This window comes from Microbacterium sp. LWH11-1.2, from assembly GCF_038397745.1.
In the GTDB taxonomy this organism is placed as follows: domain Bacteria; phylum Actinomycetota; class Actinomycetes; order Actinomycetales; family Microbacteriaceae; genus Microbacterium.
In genome coordinates, this window is the sequence record NZ_CP151636.1 from 1,818,617 (window position 1) to 1,833,662 (window position 15,046).

At 66.7% G+C, this 15,046-nt stretch carries 14 protein-coding genes and 1 tRNA gene; 11 read left to right on the forward strand and 4 right to left on the reverse strand.

Features of this window, described 5'->3' with window-relative positions; all coding sequences use genetic code 11:
* Positions 1 to 15: 15 nt before the first annotated feature.
* The 6 genes from MRBLWH11_RS08645 to MRBLWH11_RS08670 all read left to right on the forward strand — a co-directional run bounded on the left by MRBLWH11_RS08645 (position 16) and on the right by MRBLWH11_RS08670 (position 5,247).
* Positions 16 to 1,425, forward strand: a complete 1,410-nt coding sequence (locus MRBLWH11_RS08645) for an extracellular solute-binding protein (RefSeq protein WP_341947555.1) — start codon at positions 16 to 18, stop codon at positions 1,423 to 1,425.
* Positions 1,422 to 2,375 carry a sugar ABC transporter permease gene (locus tag MRBLWH11_RS08650; RefSeq protein ID WP_341947556.1) on the forward strand — a complete coding sequence of 318 codons (954 nt, stop codon included), beginning with the start codon at positions 1,422 to 1,424 and terminating at the stop codon, positions 2,373 to 2,375. Before MRBLWH11_RS08645 ends, MRBLWH11_RS08650 begins: the two co-directional genes overlap by 4 nt.
* Complete coding sequence (locus MRBLWH11_RS08655) at positions 2,365 to 3,177, forward strand: carbohydrate ABC transporter permease (RefSeq protein ID WP_341947557.1); 813 nt, start codon at positions 2,365 to 2,367, stop codon at positions 3,175 to 3,177. The genes MRBLWH11_RS08650 and MRBLWH11_RS08655 overlap by 11 nt, the downstream gene beginning before the upstream one ends.
* Positions 3,174 to 4,013 (forward strand): ROK family protein, encoded by an 840-nt coding sequence (locus MRBLWH11_RS08660; RefSeq protein WP_341947558.1) that lies wholly within the window; start codon positions 3,174 to 3,176, stop codon positions 4,011 to 4,013. Before MRBLWH11_RS08655 ends, MRBLWH11_RS08660 begins: the two co-directional genes overlap by 4 nt.
* Positions 4,014 to 4,052: 39 nt before the next feature.
* Complete coding sequence (locus MRBLWH11_RS08665; protein WP_341947559.1) at positions 4,053 to 5,099, forward strand: hypothetical protein; 1,047 nt, start codon at positions 4,053 to 4,055, stop codon at positions 5,097 to 5,099.
* A 57-nt stretch (positions 5,100 to 5,156) separates the two neighbouring features.
* Positions 5,157 to 5,247 (forward strand) — tRNA-Ser (locus MRBLWH11_RS08670).
* A gap of 434 nt (positions 5,248 to 5,681) precedes the next feature.
* Here MRBLWH11_RS08670 and MRBLWH11_RS08675 read toward each other — a convergent pair.
* The 3 genes from MRBLWH11_RS08675 to MRBLWH11_RS08685 are packed head-to-tail and all read right to left on the reverse strand — an operon-like array spanning position 5,682 to position 8,915.
* Positions 5,682 to 5,963, reverse strand: a complete 282-nt coding sequence (locus tag MRBLWH11_RS08675) for a hypothetical protein (protein ID WP_341947560.1) — start codon at positions 5,961 to 5,963, stop codon at positions 5,682 to 5,684.
* Positions 5,964 to 6,000: 37 nt separating this feature from the next.
* Positions 6,001 to 7,824 (reverse strand): AAA family ATPase, encoded by a 1,824-nt coding sequence (locus tag MRBLWH11_RS08680; RefSeq protein ID WP_341947561.1) that lies wholly within the window; start codon positions 7,822 to 7,824, stop codon positions 6,001 to 6,003.
* Positions 7,821 to 8,915, reverse strand: coding sequence for an ROK family transcriptional regulator (locus MRBLWH11_RS08685; RefSeq protein ID WP_341947562.1), 1,095 nt, complete (start codon positions 8,913 to 8,915; stop codon positions 7,821 to 7,823). The genes MRBLWH11_RS08680 and MRBLWH11_RS08685 overlap by 4 nt, the downstream gene beginning before the upstream one ends.
* Before the next feature lie 155 nt (positions 8,916 to 9,070).
* Here MRBLWH11_RS08685 and MRBLWH11_RS08690 point away from each other — a divergent pair, with 155 nt between their 5' ends.
* The 4 genes from MRBLWH11_RS08690 to MRBLWH11_RS08705 all read left to right on the forward strand — a co-directional run bounded on the left by MRBLWH11_RS08690 (position 9,071) and on the right by MRBLWH11_RS08705 (position 13,866).
* The gene (locus tag MRBLWH11_RS08690; RefSeq protein ID WP_341947563.1) at positions 9,071 to 10,372 is read left to right on the forward strand and encodes a YbiU family protein; all 1,302 of its coding nucleotides are present in this window, start codon (positions 9,071 to 9,073) and stop codon (positions 10,370 to 10,372) included.
* A gap of 242 nt (positions 10,373 to 10,614) precedes the next feature.
* Positions 10,615 to 11,904 carry an ABC transporter substrate-binding protein gene (locus tag MRBLWH11_RS08695; RefSeq protein ID WP_341947564.1) on the forward strand — a complete coding sequence of 430 codons (1,290 nt, stop codon included), beginning with the start codon at positions 10,615 to 10,617 and terminating at the stop codon, positions 11,902 to 11,904.
* 122 nt (positions 11,905 to 12,026) lie between these two features.
* Positions 12,027 to 12,959 (forward strand): sugar ABC transporter permease, encoded by a 933-nt coding sequence (locus tag MRBLWH11_RS08700; RefSeq protein ID WP_341947565.1) that lies wholly within the window; start codon positions 12,027 to 12,029, stop codon positions 12,957 to 12,959.
* Position 12,960: 1 nt separating this feature from the next.
* Entirely contained in the window at positions 12,961 to 13,866 is a 906-nt protein-coding gene (locus MRBLWH11_RS08705; RefSeq protein WP_341947566.1) for a carbohydrate ABC transporter permease, read from the forward strand.
* Between the two features lie 70 nt (positions 13,867 to 13,936).
* Here the strand turns inward: MRBLWH11_RS08705 and MRBLWH11_RS08710 are convergent, their stop codons facing one another.
* On the reverse strand, positions 13,937 to 14,587 hold the full coding sequence (locus MRBLWH11_RS08710; protein ID WP_341947567.1) for a substrate-binding domain-containing protein: 651 nt from the start codon (positions 14,585 to 14,587) through the stop codon (positions 13,937 to 13,939).
* Between the two features lie 34 nt (positions 14,588 to 14,621).
* On the opposite strand from MRBLWH11_RS08710, the gene MRBLWH11_RS08715 reads away from it, so the two are divergent.
* On the forward strand, positions 14,622 to 15,044 hold the full coding sequence (locus MRBLWH11_RS08715) for a hypothetical protein (RefSeq protein WP_341947568.1): 423 nt from the start codon (positions 14,622 to 14,624) through the stop codon (positions 15,042 to 15,044).
* Positions 15,045 to 15,046: the final 2 nt, after the last annotated feature.

Sequence of the window (15,046 nt, forward strand, 5' to 3'; positions counted from 1 at the left end):
AACAGGAGTTCACCGATGAACGCACGCACCAGGCTGTATCCAGCCAACAGGCGACGGGCACTGCAGGCCGTCGCAGCCCTCACCGGACTCGCTCTCGCCGCCACCGGCTGCAGCGCGGGGATGGGAGGGGGTTCCGGATCCGACGATGTCGCCGATGCCTCCGGAGAGTTCGACTGGAAGCGCTACGACGGCCAGGAGATCTCGGTGATGCTGAACGAGCATCCCTGGACCACCGGCATCAAGGAGCACCTCGCGGAGTTCGAGGAGCTGACCGGGATCGAGGTCTCCCTCAACACCTACTCCGAGGATCTCTACACCGCCAAGGTCGAGCAGGCAGTCCGGTCCGGCTCGGCCCCGGGCGTCTACATGCTGCCGATGGACGACTTCGCCGCCACGCAGTACGACGCCGACCTGATCGAGCCGCTGACGCCGTACCTCGAGAACTCGTCGCTGACGAGCGAGGAATACGACTTCGACGACTTCCCCTCGGGCCTCGTGGATCCGGGGCGATTCCCGGCCGGTGACGCGGATGCGCAGGTCTACGAGGTTCCGATCGCGACCGAGTCGTACATCCTCTTCTACAACAAGCAGATCGTCGACGAGTACCTCGGCGGAGTGGTTCCGGAGACGATGGACGACCTCATCGCCGCGGCGGAGAAGATCACCGCGGAAGGCGACGGCGAAGTCTTCGGCTCCGTGGTCCGCGGCGTGCGCTCGGACGGGCTTCGCGACACGATCACCGGCATGGTGCTGAACCAGTGGCCGCTCGATCGCGAGATCGAGGCGCCGTTCAACGTCTGGTTCGACGGGTCGTGGGACGACCCGCGGCTCACGGATCCCTCGATCGTGAAGGGGCTCTCGGACTACGCCTCCCTCATCGCCGCCGGCCCGAGCAACCGCTTCAACCTCGACTGGCCGGACGCCACCAGCCTCTTCGCGCAGGGGAAGGCCGCCTTCTTCATCGACGCGAGCGTGTTCGGTCCCGGGTTCGAAGACCCGGAGACCTCGACCGTGAGCGGCGAGGTCGGCTACGCGGCGATTCCTGCCGGCGATGTCGAGGGAAGTGCCGGCGTGTGGTCCTGGGGGCTCGCGATGGCGAAGAACGCCGAGAACAAGGGCGCCAGCTGGATGTTCCTGCAGTGGGCGACGAACAAGGAGATGACCGCGAAGCTCGGTGCGTACACGGGTGGTGCGCCGCGTCAGTCCTCGGCATCCGACGCCGCGTATCTGGAATCCCTGAATCCGGAGTTCATCGACGTGACGACGGATGTCGCCGCGACCGCCCGAACGACGGCGGTGCTCCGTGCCAACTGGAAGCCGGGCATGCTGGTGATCGTCGACGGCATCCTGGCGGTCGCGAACGGCGACGATCCGGAGCAGACCTTCGAGCGCGCGAACGAGCAGATGAAATCGGCGCTCGAATGACCTCCACCGAGCTCCTCGTCACGGCCGACAGCACCCGGGGCGGCTTGCGCCCCGGGGCTGCGCCCCGACGCGAGGCACCCCGACGGCCGGCATCCGGCAGGGGAGCGTCGCTCTACCTGGTACCGATGATCGTCCTGCTGGGAATGACCTCGATCGTGCCGATCGTCTACTCGCTCTCCCTCAGCCTGTTCAACTGGAACTGGGGATCGCGCTTCGACTTCGTGGGGCTCGACAACTACATCGCCCTGCTGGGTGACGGGGAGTTCTGGGCGTCGCTGTTCCGCACCGCGCTCTTCACCCTGCTCGCGGTGGCGTTCGAGATCGTGCTCGGATTGGCGATCGCGATGGCCGTGCAGTCGATGACGCGCGGCCTGGGCTGGCTGCGCACGGTCTTCATCCTCCCGCTGATGGTCTCGGGCATGGTCGTCGCACTCGTCTGGAAGGTGATGCTGGACCCGACGCTCGGCGTCATCCCGTTCCTGCTCGGAAAGGTCGGACTCCCGGGTGTCGACCTTCTGGGCTCGGCGACCACCGCGCTGCCGGCGCTGGCGGGGATCGACACCTGGTGGCAGACCGGATTCGTCTTCATCATCCTGAGCGCCGGGCTCGCCGGGTTGCCGAAGGAGCCGTTCGAGGCATCGCACGTCGACGGCGCGAATGCGATCCAGCGCTTCCGGTTCCTCACGCTGCCGATGATGGTGCCGATCATCCTCACGGTCGCGGCCATCCGCACCGTCGACTGCCTCAAGGTCTTCGCCCTCGCGTTCGGCACCACGAACGGGGGCCCTGCCCAGTCCACCGACTTCACCCAGATGCTCGCCTACCGCACCGCGTTCCGCGAGTTCAAGATGAGCGAGAGCATGACCATGATGATCACGTACACGCTGCTGATCGTCGTGGTGCTCGCGGTCGTCGGTCTCATCCGAAAGGCAGGACGCCGTGCGCTCTAGTCTCTCCGGCAGGATCATGCGCGGCGTCTTCGTCGCCATGGCCGTGATCGCCACGATCTTCCCCTTCGTCTGGACGCTCAATCTCGCGACGCAGAACACCGCGTCCGGGAGCGGACCGACCTTCTTCGCCGCTCCCTCGTTCGAGGCATTCGCCGCCGTGTGGGAGAACAGCGACTTCGTCGGCTCGATGGTGATGAGCGTGATCGTCGTCGCGCTCACCGTCGTGCTCTCGCTGCTCGTGACGGTACCCGCGGCCTACGCACTGGTGAGGTTCCGCGTGCGGAGGAAGTCGGGACTCGTGGTCTGGTTGCTGCTGGCCTACCTGCTGCCCGACTTCCTGATCGCGATCCCGATGTTCGCGCTGCTGCAGAACATCGGTCTCTACGACACCGCGTTCGGTCTGGCGCTCGCGTACCAGGTGTTCATGGTGCCGCTCGCGATGTGGCTGCTGCTGCGCTTCTTCGAAGAGGTGCCCGCCGAACTCGCCGAGGCCGCCAGCATCGACGGCGCGTCCCGGTTCGTCACCCTCACGCGGGTGTACCTTCCGATCGTGCGTCCGGGGATCGCGACGACCGCGGTGCTCATCGCCGTGACGGTCTGGAACGAGGTCACCCTCGCCCTCTCGCTGACGCTGAACAACCCGACCGTGCCCATCGCGATCGCCGCATACAAGGGCTACGCTTCGATCCAATGGGACCAGCTGGCCGCGGCGTCGCTGCTGGCCATGGCTCCGGTGATCATCTTCGCGATCTTCGCGCAGAAGCACATCGTCAGCGGATTGACGGCAGGAACGGGGAAGTGAGAGTCATCGGCGTCGACGTCGGCGGGACGAACATCCGCGCCGCGCTGTTCGACGATGCTGCGGAGGTCCGCACGGTCGTGCGTCCTGCAACGCTGGGTCCGGGCGAGCGGCCGGCCGAGGCGATGCTCGCGTTGATCCGTGAGGTGGCGATGGATGAGGATGTCGCCGCTGTCGGAATGGCGATCACAGGCCCGGTCGACGTGCGGACGCGGATCGTGCACAACTCCCACACCTTGCCGGACTGGTCAGGAACATCGTGGGTCGACGAGGTCGAGACCGCACTCGGCCGACCCGTCGTGGTGGAGAACGACGCGATGGGCGCGGCGTTCGGGGAGTTCGCCCACGGCGCGGGCCGCGAGGCCGAGGTCATGGCCATGGTCACGCTCGGCACCGGGATCGGGGTCGCCGTGGTGTCGCGGGCGACCGGTGCGCTGCGGGGAGCCGCGGCCTTCCATCCCGAAGGTGGCCACTTGCTGATCGGCAACGGCTCGCTGGAAAGAGTCGACCGCTGCTACTGCGGCCAGGTCGGATGCTGGGAGGAGCTGTGCAGCGGCAGCAGCATCCCGAAGTACTGGATCACCGAAGGTCGCATCCGCTGGGACGACTACGGTCAGGTGCTCGCCCGTGGAGTTCGCAACGTCACGCGCGCATACGCGCCCGACACGATCGTGTTCGGCGGCGGCGTCAGCGCCAACTTCGACGACTTCGCGCCAGCGCTGCGGGAGGCCTTCGCGGAACCCGATCCGATGGGCGCGCCCGTGGTCTTCGTGCAGGCAGAGCTGGATCAACCCGGATGCGTCGGCGCTGCTCACCTGGCGGCGACGCTCGCCGAGTGATCACTACGCTCGCCGACTGCACGCCGATATTCTGGAGGGATGACTCAGCCGCAGGGAGCGCTCCTCGTGGGCAGCGTGAACTACGACGACGCCGAGACGACGATGCGCACGGCGGCTGCGATGCTCGGATCGCACCTGCGACGCCTTCCCGACGGCGAGGTCGGGAAGCGGTTCCACTGGATCATGTTCCAGCCCGACGTGATCGGACAGGCCGACGGCATCGAGCGCGTCGGCGACCAGCCGATCCCCTTCCCTGCCGGCATCGACGCCCGGGGTCTGCGCATCGCGGAGGGAGCGGATGCCGCCGCGATCGAGCTTCCGCCGCTCGGCTACGCCTCGGCCGCGATCGAGTCGTACGCGACCTTCGTGCGGCTGCGCGAGGACGGCGCCGTGCCCGCCGGCATCCGCTTCCAGGTCTCGCTCCCGACGCCGCTCGCCGTGATCTCGTCGTTCTTCCACGGCGACGACCGCGCGGCGATCGAGCCGGTGTACACGGCAGCGATCCTGCGCGAGCTCGACGAGATCCTCGCCGCCATCCCGCACGACGACCTCGCTGTGCAGTGGGACGTCGCGAGCGAGATGGGCATCATCGAGCGGGCGTCCGGATACGGAGCGCTCATGGAGGCGTGGTGGCCGGGAGACCCGTTCGACGGACTCGTGTCGAGACTGGCCGCGCTGATCGACGCCGTGCCGGCAGGCGTCGAGGTGGGCGTGCACCTCTGCTACGGCGACGCGGGGGAGAAGCACTTCGTGGAGCCGACGGATGCCGCGAACCTCGTCCGCTATGCGAGCGCCGTGGTGGCGGCATCCGCTCGGGAGATCACGTGGCTGCACCTGCCCGTGCCGATCGCCCGTGACGACGAGGGGTACTTCGCGCCGCTCGCGTCTTTGGTCCCGGTCTCGGAGCTGTACCTGGGGCTCGTGCACCGAGAGGACGGGGCCGAGGGGGCGGCGCGGCGGATCGCCGCGGCTCTGCGCTTCGCGCCCGAGTTCGGCGTCGCGACCGAGTGCGGCATCGGGCGGGCTCCGGCCGGTTCGACCGAGGGCATCCTGCGGACCCACGCCGAGGTCGCCGCGGCCTGGTGAGCATCCGGTCGACTCGCGGATTCGCGCGGCGGGCCGGTCTCGCGTAAGCTATTCCGCGGTGACGTGTCCGAGCGGCCGAAGGTGCAACTCTCGAAAAGTTGTGTAGGGTAACCCCCTACCGTGGGTTCAAATCCCACCGTCACCGCCACCACGAAGGCCCCGACTCCCTTGGAAACACTGGGAAGCGGGGCCTTCGTCATTCCGGCACCGCGCACAACGGTAACGCAGCGGTAACGCGAGCCGAATCGTGGTTGTAGTCGATGATCCACTCGGCGGCAGTTGGGGCCATCGCAACGTCTGCCGCTAGTGACACCGCGTGCTTCAAGTCAAAGGCCGTAGTGCGTCACCGGACGGTCACGGCTGAAATCTCACGATTTTCGGGAAGGGGCCATCAGGAGTTGTTGCGGGATGCCAGCGTCGGTCAATCCGCTTGTTCAGATGCGCTTTCTGATGTCTCTAGTCGTGTTTTCGCGGAGTTGATGCGGGGTGTTTGGCAGTCGAGGTTGCGCGTCTCTGACGGCGGTCGGAGACCTGAAGAAAACATCCTGATGAGAACGGATGCGTTATCGTCCTGAAACGCGACTAGATCTCGCCGCCGTCATTCCATCCGCACTCGGAGCAACGTGCTCCCGCATAGGTGTCGTCTCGAACCTCGTCCACCTGGCTCCGCCCTTTGAGTTTGTCGACGGGTGCACCGCAACGCGGGCACGCTAGCAAGACTCCATAGCCGGGGAAGTACTCCATCTGAATGCCCATCTCGTCCAGGGTGGTCTGCATCGCCAGCAGGCGGTCGTTGCCTCGCATCCCCATGAGCGCATTCGCGACCCCGTCGACGTCTCCATTGCGCGCGTCGATCCATTTCATGTCTTTAATTAGCTGCGGCAGGCGTCGCCGGTCGGACCTAGCGCCGTGAGATCCGGACGGTGAGCTGCCATCCGTCGTTCGACATCGTGGCATTCGAGACCCGGACGACCTCTCCCCGCGCGACATCCGCGAGTGAGCGCGCGAGCGGATTCACCAGGGCCGTCTCGATGGCGTTCCCGATCCCGCGACCGCCGAAGGCCAGCTTCGTCAGCGCGTACTGCTCGAGGGTCTGCCGCACGCTCTCGCCGATCTCGAGATGCGCGCCCAGCCGGATCTGCACCGTCTCGGCGACGGCGTCGATGTACTTGCCGACGAGCTCGAGCCCCACCTCGGGGGTGATCGAGTCGAACACGATGATGTTGTCGCCCATGCGGCTGAGGAGTTCGGGTCGCTCGAGCTCGTCGGTGAAGTGGCGTTGGATGGTCTCGAGGATCTTCGCCGCCGCCGTGGATCCGCTCTCCGTCTGCTCGGAGGCGACGGCGTCGTGCAGCGCGGCGCTGGCCCCGAGATTGGATGTGAAGATGATCACGGATTCGCTGAAGTAGACGGTCTCGCCGCTGCCGTCGGTGAGGCGCCCGTCATCGAGGATCTGCAGGAACTTGTCGAGGATCCGCGGGTGCGCCTTCTCGATCTCATCGAACAGGAGCACCGCGAACGGGCGCTCGCGCACGGCGTTCGTCAGTTCGCCGCCGTCACGGTGCCCGATGTAGCCGGGAGGTGCCCCGATGAGTCGAGCTTCGCTGTGCTCTGCCGAGAACTCGCTCATGTCGAAGCGGATGTACGCATCCTCCGCGCCGAAGAGCACCTCGGCCAGCGTCTTCGCGAGCTCGGTCTTCCCGACTCCGGTCGGCCCGGCGAAGAAGAGGATGCCCTGAGGTCGGGCTCGTCCGCCTCCCTGGTGCGCACCGGTCAGGCCGAGCGCAGACCGGAGCAGGATGTCCAATGCTCGCCTCACGGCGCGCGGCTGGCCGAGCACCCGACGCCCGATGATCGTGTCTGCGTGTCGGATGCGCTCCAGGAGCTGCGGGTCCTGCCAGGGGCTGTCGACGACACCGGCGAGGTAGCTGCGCACGGCCTCCTCGATGCGGTCGAGTCCGGTCGCCTGATCGTGTGCGAGCACCGCGATGCTGCGCATCGCCCGGATCGTGAGGCCCTGCGTCGTCTCCGCGAACGACGAGATCGCGCTGTCGAGCGCGGTCGTGCCGTCGGGGGCCATGGGGGTGAGGAGTCGTGCAGAAGCCGAGCGGCGGGCGCCGAGAGAGGGAACGGGAATGCGGAGGATCCGGGTGCTGTCGGAATGCCTCAGCCACTCCGGTGCGTCGCTCTCGGCATCGGCGATCCAGATGATCGTGTTCCCTCCCGGGACGGTGCGTTCGCCTCCGGGAACCCTGTTGACGTCGTGGATCGCGAGTCGTCGGCTGGCGAGCATGAGACGGCTCGCTTCCACGTTGTCGCGGTCGTTCCAGATCGTGGAACCCGATTCGACGACCAGTGCGACGCGCTGATGGGTCTGCCCGGCCGATCGCAGCAGGAGGTCGGCGAGTTTCGAGACGGCGCCGACGGTCGCGCGGTTCAGGTGCGAGTCGGGGAAGAAGTCGTTGCTCACGACGCCGTCGGCCGCGTGGTCCAGCCAGATGCCCTCGAGCGAGTCGAAGCGATAGACGAGGTCGTAGTCGTTCGCGACGAGGATCTCGCGGACCAGGTCGATGGCGTCGACGAAACCCTCGGACGTCGGGGCCGGGTGCACGTCGTGCACGTTGCCGGTGATCAGGTACTGAGCGGTGATGGGAAGCGAGAGATCGAGTTCCTGCACCCAGGCGGGGGATTCGTCCAGAATGCGCGGAAGCGAGTGGCGTGTCATTGTTCGGCCCTCCGTTGGGCTGGGGGTATGCCGGCCTCGTCGAGTGCCAGCCGATGGGCTTCGAGGCTCGCGCCGAGAAGAGGCGTCGCTTCGCTGGTGACGAATCGCGGTGGGTCGATGCTGAGTGCGGCGAGGCGCTCTTCGAGGACCGCGGTGAAGGCGGGGAATACGCTCAGGGGACCGCCGAACGCGATGGCGCGGGGGTTGACCACGATCGACAGATTCGCGATCGCGAGAGCCAGCACGTCCGCGCTCTCGCGGGCGGCGGCGACGAGCGGGGCTCGGGACAGCACGTCGTGCGCTCGCTCGAGGTCGATTCCGTACACGTCGGCGGTGCCGAGGCCGAGCGCGGCGAGCTGTTCGGTGATGTCGCCTCCCGTGACGGTGCCGTCACGCAGGTAGCCGATCTCTCCGGCGAGACCGCGGTGCCCGCGGAAGAGGTGGCCGTTGAGCAGGAGCCCGGCACCGAGGCCCTGCCCGAAGTACACGTAGACGAAGTTCTCGTATCCGCGGAGCTCGCCCTCGCGGAACTCGCCGAGCGTGGCCCAGTTCACGTCGTTGTCGACGACCACACTGGCCGCGTCTCCGATGGCGAGCTCGGAAGCGGGCTGGATCGCTGCAGCGGGGAAGACCGACCGCGACAGCACCACCGGATCGCCGGAGTTCTTGTCGACGGGGTCGGCGATGGAGACCGCCGCCGCGAGCAGGGGGGCGTCGAAGATCTCGGTCGCGTCGTCGATGAGCTGATTCGTCGTGGACACGATGCTGCGGGAGTCGGTTCCCGGGGTGACGGCGGCCTCGGTGCGGGCACGGATCCGGCCACGGAGATCGCGCGCCTGAACCGTGATCCGGTCGTTCTGGATGACGACGGCGAGAGAGCGGCCATGGTCCGGATTCAGCTCGAACAGCGTGGCGACGCCACCACGCCGGCCCTCGCGCACTCCCACCTCGTGGAGCACGCCGCGCTCGCTGAGCCTGGCCGCGGCGGCCGAGACGGCCGGCTTCGACAGGCCCGTCGCTTCGGCGACCTCAGCGCGCGACATCGGAGACTCGGCGTCACCGAGGAGTGCGAGCACATGCTGATCGGTCATCGATGCGAGCACCTCGGGGCGAGGCGGCGTGAGGCGAGGTCGGCGAGTGCTCCGATTGCCGCTTGACTCCGACACAAACCTCTCCTATCGTATCCAGCATGATTCAGTAATCGTAGTTTACTGAATACCTCGACCACTAGTAGGAAGAGCATTTCATGACTGAGCAGACAAGTTGGGCGACACCGCCGGAAGACTTCCCTTCCGCGGTTCGCGCAGTGAAGAAGATGCTTCGGGAGCAGATCGGCGACGTCGCCGGCCTCTTCGCCCGCATCGAGGCGGCGATCGAACCCCGAGTCATCGAGATCGAGCAGACGCGCGAGCGGGGCGAGGATGTATGGCCCATCGTGCAGTACGCCGACATCGAGGCCGGCACCGTGCCGCAGGAGACTATCGACCTCATCCACCGTCGTGGCTGTGCGGTGGTTCGCGGACAGGTCTCGCCCGAGCAGGCCACCGAGTGGGACCGGTCGCTGGTCGAGTACGTCGACAGCAACGACTTCATGTCGAAGTATCGCGGCCCCGGAGACGACTTCTTCGGCAATCTCGACGCGTCCAAACCTGAGATCTATCCGATCTACTGGTCGACGGCGCAGATGGAGGCTCGCCAGCACGAGCACACCGCGAAGGTGCAGAGCTTCCTCAACAGGATGTGGAAGAGCGAGTCCCGTGGCGTGACGTGGTTCGATCCCGACCAGGATTCCATGTATCCCGACCGGATCCGTCGTCGTCCTCCGGGAACGAGCTCGAACGGACTCGGCGCCCACACCGACTCGGGATCGGTCGAGCGCTGGCTGACGCCGGCATATCAGCAGGTCTTCGAATCGATCTTCCACGGGGACTTCGATTCGTACGACCCGTGGGACGCCGCGTTCCGCACCGAGGTCGACGAATACCCGTCGTCCACCATGTGCAGCGTCTTCCGGAGCTTCCAGGGCTGGCTCGCCATGTCGGAGATGGCACACGACCAGGGCGTGCTCTGGGTCGTGCCGATCCCTGAGGCGATGGCGTACATCCTCGTCCGCGCCCTCCTCGACGATGTGCCCGAAGACGAGCTGGCCGGCGCCCAGAACGGCAAGGCGCTCGCCATCAGCGATCAGTGGCATCCGCTGCTGATGCGTGCCCGCGCGGGAATCCCCACCGTCCAGCCCGGCGACTCGGTGTGGTGGCACTCGGACATGATCCACGGCGTCGCAGCGGTCGAGAACCAGGAGGGCTGGGGCAACGTCATCTACATCCCGGCAGCCCCGATGTGCGCGAAGAACGCCGCCTACGCGAAGGACGTCGCGGAGCGGTTCCGTCGCGGCGAGAGCCCGGCGGACTTCCCCAAGGAGGACTACGAGGTCGAGTGGGCCAACCGATTCCAGGAGGACCACCTGAATCAGATCGGCGCCAGAGGCCTCGGAATCACGAGGAAAGCTCGCCCGGTCGAGCGGTCGGCCGCGCTGCCTCGTCCGTGAGGCCTCGACCTCGACGACCTCTTCACCCACCGGCCACCCATCCGTTCGTGCACCCTCGGGTGCACCCGAGATCCGAGGGCCGACCGACTCCCCGACCGGGAGCGGTCGGTCCCGGGACCTGTACCACGCACGAGCAGCACCACCCTCACGCACCACACTCACGCACCACCCTCAGCGTCATCGTGGACGCCGCCCTCGGGCGTATACGCGCTGACGTCAAGCGATCAACTCAAGGAAGAGCCATGAACACAGCACGCTTGTCTCGCACCGTCGCCGCCCTGGGCGTCGGTTCCCTCGCCGTGGCCGCACTGGCCGGTTGCGGCGCCAACGACACCTCCGGCGGATCCAGCGGGTCCGACAACGCCCTCGAGGTCACTTCGTGGTGGACCTCGGGTTCGGAAGCCGACGCCCTCGACGTCCTCGTGAAGGCCGTCGAGGAGGCGGATTCCAGCCTCACCGTCGAGAATGCCGCGGTCTCGGGCGGCGGAGGGGCGAACGCCAAGCAGGCGCTCGCCGCTCGCCTCCAGGCGAACGACCCGCCGGACGCTTGGCAGCTGCACCCGGACGGCGAGCTGAAGAGCTACGTCGACGGAGGGCAGGTCGCCGACATCAGCGATCTGTGGGAGGAGAACGGGTGGGCGGACGACCTTCCGGCGGATGTCGCCGAGGTGCAGTCCGTCGACGGCAAGTACTATACGGTCCCGGTCGGAGTCCACCGTGGCAACGTGCTGTGGACGAGTCCGAGCGTCCTCGAGTCGGCGGGGGTGACACTCGACGACTCGACCACGGTCGACGACTTCCTCGCCGACATGCAGAAGGTGGCCGACAGCGGGAAGACCGCAATCTGTCTCGGAGACAAGGACGTGTTCGCCTCCGCCCAGCTGCTCGAGTCGTTCATCATGGCGCGCGTCGGAGCGGACAACTGGAAGAAGCTCTTCACGAACGAGTACTCGTTCGATTCGCCCGAGGTGCAGCAGGCGCTGGAGGACTATAAGACGGCACTGTCTCTCGCGAACAGCGATCACTCGGCACTGACGTGGGACGAGGCTGCCAAGAAGGTCGCGGCCGGCGACTGCGCCGTCAGCCTGATGGGCGACTGGGCCTACGGTGAGCTCGTCAACGGCGGTTTCGAGCCGGGCACCGACTTCGGCTGGGCGTCGTTCCCCGATTCGGCCGACATCTTCGACTACGTCGGCGACGGGTTCTCGATCCCTGCGAACAACATCCCGAACGCCGAGGCCGCGAAGCTGTGGCTGACCACGCTCATGGATCCTGAGGTCCAGACGGAGTTCGCCGCGAAGAAGGGGTCGATCCCGGCACTCACCACGGCGGACACCTCCTCGCTCTCCGAGTACCAGCAGGAGACGGCGGCGACCTTCACCACGGCCGCAGTGATCTCGAGCCTGGCACACGGACAGGTGACCACCGCCGAGTTCGCCCGGGTATACGCGGACGCCGTCACGGCGTTCAACGGAGACCAGAACATCGACTCGTTCCTCGCCACGCTGACGTCGGCGCAGGCCGGACTCTAGATCCGATGGTCGACCTGCAACGCTCCACCGACGCGGCTGCCTCGAGCAGCCGCGTCGGCGGCGCGATCCACGCACAATCGCCTCCGCCGAAGACTCCGCGGAGGCGAACCCGCCACCACGGAGTGCGAACGCAGCGACGTGCTGCGCTCGCGTTCGCGCCCACCATGCTCGTGAGCCTGATCTTCGTCTACGTCTTCATCGGGACGACGATCTACATCTCGCTGTCGAACTGGAAGGTCGGCACGTCGCGCGACCTCTCGGTCCGCGAGCCGTTGGGAGGCACTTACCTCGAACTCGTCAACGAGCAGCGATTCCAGGCGAGCATCCGCAACCTGATCGTGTTCACGGTGTTCTTCCTCCTTCTCGCCGTGCTCGGCGGACTGATCTGGGCGCTGCTCATCCATCATGTAGTCGTCGCGCGCGGCCTTTTCCGCACCGTGTTCCTCCTGCCCTACGCGCTCTCGTTCATCGTCACCGGCGTGGCGTGGCGGTGGATCTTCGCACCGTCGACGGGCATCAATCAGGTTCTGACGTTCTTCGGCGTCGAGAATCCACCGGGGTGGATGACCGACACGACGATCCTCGGAGCGGTCAACACGCCTGACGGTTCGGACTGGTTGAAGGTGCAGCTCGGTGTGCCCGTGGCGATGCTCCCGATCATCTTCGCGGCGGCCTGGCAGCTGCTCGGGTTCGCGATGGCCATGTACCTGGCCGGACTCGCCGCGATCCCCGAGGAGCAGCTCGAAGCGGCGTCGGTCGACGGTGCGAACGCATGGAAGCGCATCCGATTCATCACGCTCCCGCAGCTGTGGCCGGCCACGGTGACGTGCTTCGTGCTGCTGCTGCACGTCGCCCTGAAGATCTTCGATCTCGTCGTCTCGATGTCCGGTTCCGGACCCGGATTCGTCACGGACGTGCCAGGCATCTACATCTACAACTACCTCGCGAGCCGCTACGACAAGGCCTCGGCGATGGCGATCGTCCTGCTCATCCTCACGCTCTGCGTGATCGTGCCCTATCTCGTCCGGGGCTACCGCAAAGAACGGAGGCCGTGAGATGTCGGTCACGACGCCCACAGGCACGCTCGACACGCGTGCGATCAGCGTTCCGCGCAAGCGGCGGCGCCTCGACACCGGAGAAGCGGGCCGCCGTCCGCGAACGGCGGGGGAGTGGGTGGTTCTCGCCATCTGCACCCTCGGTCTGCTGGGGATGCTCGTCCCGGTCTACGTGATCATCGCCACCGCGCTCGCCGGATCGACGGGTGCACCGCAGTTCTTCCTCGCGTTCGCGGATCAGCCGAGCTTCGAGGCGTTCACGGGCGCATGGGACAAGCTGCATGGTTCGCTGCTGAACTCCTTGCAGATCACGATCCCGGCCGCGGCGCTGTCGTGCCTGATCGGGTCCTTCAACGGGTTCATCCTCTCGAAGTTCCCGTTCCGGTACTCGACGGCGCTGTTCACGATCCTCCTCGTCGGGATGTTCATCCCGTTCCAGTCCGTGATCATCCCCCTGTTCCAGTTCCTCAGCGCGCTGCACCTCCAGGGAACCATCGTCGGCCTGATCATCGTCCACGTCATCTACGGCCTGCCCATCACCACGCTGATCTTCCGCAACTACTACGAGGGCATCCCGAGTGCCCTGGTCGAAGCCGCGGCGGTCGACGGCGCCGGCATCTGGCGGACGTACACCCGTGTGTTCCTGCCGCTGTCCATCCCGGGATTCGTGGTGGCGGGGATCTTCCAGGTGACGAACATCTGGAACGACTTCCTCTTCGCGTTCATCCTGTCGTCGCCCGCGGTCTGGCCCGCCACCGTCACCCTCAACAACATGATCGGCACGACGACCGTCGACTATTCGGAGCTGATGGCCGGCGCGATCCTCGTGGCGGCGCCCACGGTGATCCTGTATCTCGCTCTCGGCAAGTACTTCGTCCGCGGGCTCACCGCCGGATCGGTGAAGTAGACGCGGAGTGAGACCGGTCGCGCGTCCGGCGCGACCGGTCTCACGCGCACGTCCGACCGTGAGGTCGGTCTCAGGTGGAGTCGCGCTCGACGATCGTGAAGGTGTGCGGAGGGATGAGCGGAGGCTTCTGACCGTTCAGCGCGCAGACGACCGCACGCGTGAGCTGCGCCGCGCCGGCGGTCGCATCGGAGCGGAGGGTCGTCATCGCCGGGATCGAGTACTGGGCGCTCGGAGCGTCATCGGTCCCGATGACCGCGATCTCGCGCGGAACCGCGATCGCGTTGTCGGAGAGTGCGGCGAGGATGGCGAGTCCCACATGGTCGTTGAAACAGACGACAGCGGTCACCTGCGGGTTCTCGGACCGCCAGCGCTTCACCCGTCGTGCCGTGTCGCTGCGGTCCTGTCCGACCGTCACCGTGCTCGTCAGCGTCAGCCCGAGCTGCTGAGCCCGTGCACTCGTGATCTCGCGTTTCCGCTCGGCCAACTCGCGGAGTCCCGCTGACGCCGGGTGCGCGAACGCGACCGGGTGATGCCGACGGTCTTTCAGATGGGTCAGCTGCAGTTCGGCCGCATCCGACATCCAATCGCTGTCGATACGGATCGCCTCGAAGTCGATGCCCTGGATGAGCTGCACGCCGGCGGCGCGCAGCGCCGCCTCGCTGCTGCTGAGGTTCGCGAACGAGACGTCGGCGAACGGCTGGATCACCCGTGCGAGGCCCACCAGTGTCGCCCCGTCGCCGTCATCAGGACCGTGGATGATGGCCGGTCATACCCTGGAGCACGGTCTCGCGAAGCTCGAGGCCGTGTGCGGCTACTGGGTCGGGTTGGTCGTGAAGCACGGAGGCGCGATGGTCCACACGCGTTCCGAGCAGGGGTATCTCGAGCGTCTGCGCGCATCGACGCAGTACCTCACGGTGCAGGGTGACGCGCTGCTGCCCGCCATCGCCGAGGCATCCGAAGAGCTCGGAGTGGATGACCCGGCCGACGAGGGCCTCTTCCTCTGGAACATCATGTTCGACCCGCGTGAGATCTTCGATCTCCTGAACACGGTCGGTCTCACCGAGGAGCAGGTGGGCCGCCGTCTCTACTCCGCTTTCTGCGGTGCTCTCGTCGGATGGGCCGCGGACAAGTCCGGTGAGTCGATCGCTCAGCGGGTCGGACGGATCCCGGCAGACTGACG

Excerpts from the sequence above, each read along its gene's own strand:
- MRBLWH11_RS08645 (WP_341947555.1), top strand. The coding sequence starts at position 16 with ATGAACGCACGCACCAGGCTGTATCCAGCCAACAGGCGACGGGCACTG.
- MRBLWH11_RS08650 (WP_341947556.1), top strand. The coding sequence starts at position 1,422 with ATGACCTCCACCGAGCTCCTCGTCACGGCCGACAGCACCCGGGGCGGC.
- MRBLWH11_RS08665 (WP_341947559.1), top strand. The coding sequence starts at position 4,053 with ATGACTCAGCCGCAGGGAGCGCTCCTCGTGGGCAGCGTGAACTACGAC.
- MRBLWH11_RS08675 (WP_341947560.1), bottom strand. The coding sequence starts at position 5,963 with ATGAAATGGATCGACGCGCGCAATGGAGACGTCGACGGGGTCGCGAAT.
- MRBLWH11_RS08680 (WP_341947561.1), bottom strand. The coding sequence starts at position 7,824 with ATGACACGCCACTCGCTTCCGCGCATTCTGGACGAATCCCCCGCCTGG.
- MRBLWH11_RS08685 (WP_341947562.1), bottom strand. The coding sequence starts at position 8,915 with ATGACCGATCAGCATGTGCTCGCACTCCTCGGTGACGCCGAGTCTCCG.
- MRBLWH11_RS08690 (WP_341947563.1), top strand. The coding sequence starts at position 9,071 with ATGACTGAGCAGACAAGTTGGGCGACACCGCCGGAAGACTTCCCTTCC.
- MRBLWH11_RS08695 (WP_341947564.1), top strand. The coding sequence starts at position 10,615 with ATGAACACAGCACGCTTGTCTCGCACCGTCGCCGCCCTGGGCGTCGGT.
- MRBLWH11_RS08705 (WP_341947566.1), top strand. The coding sequence starts at position 12,961 with ATGTCGGTCACGACGCCCACAGGCACGCTCGACACGCGTGCGATCAGC.
- MRBLWH11_RS08715 (WP_341947568.1), top strand. The coding sequence starts at position 14,622 with ATGATGGCCGGTCATACCCTGGAGCACGGTCTCGCGAAGCTCGAGGCC.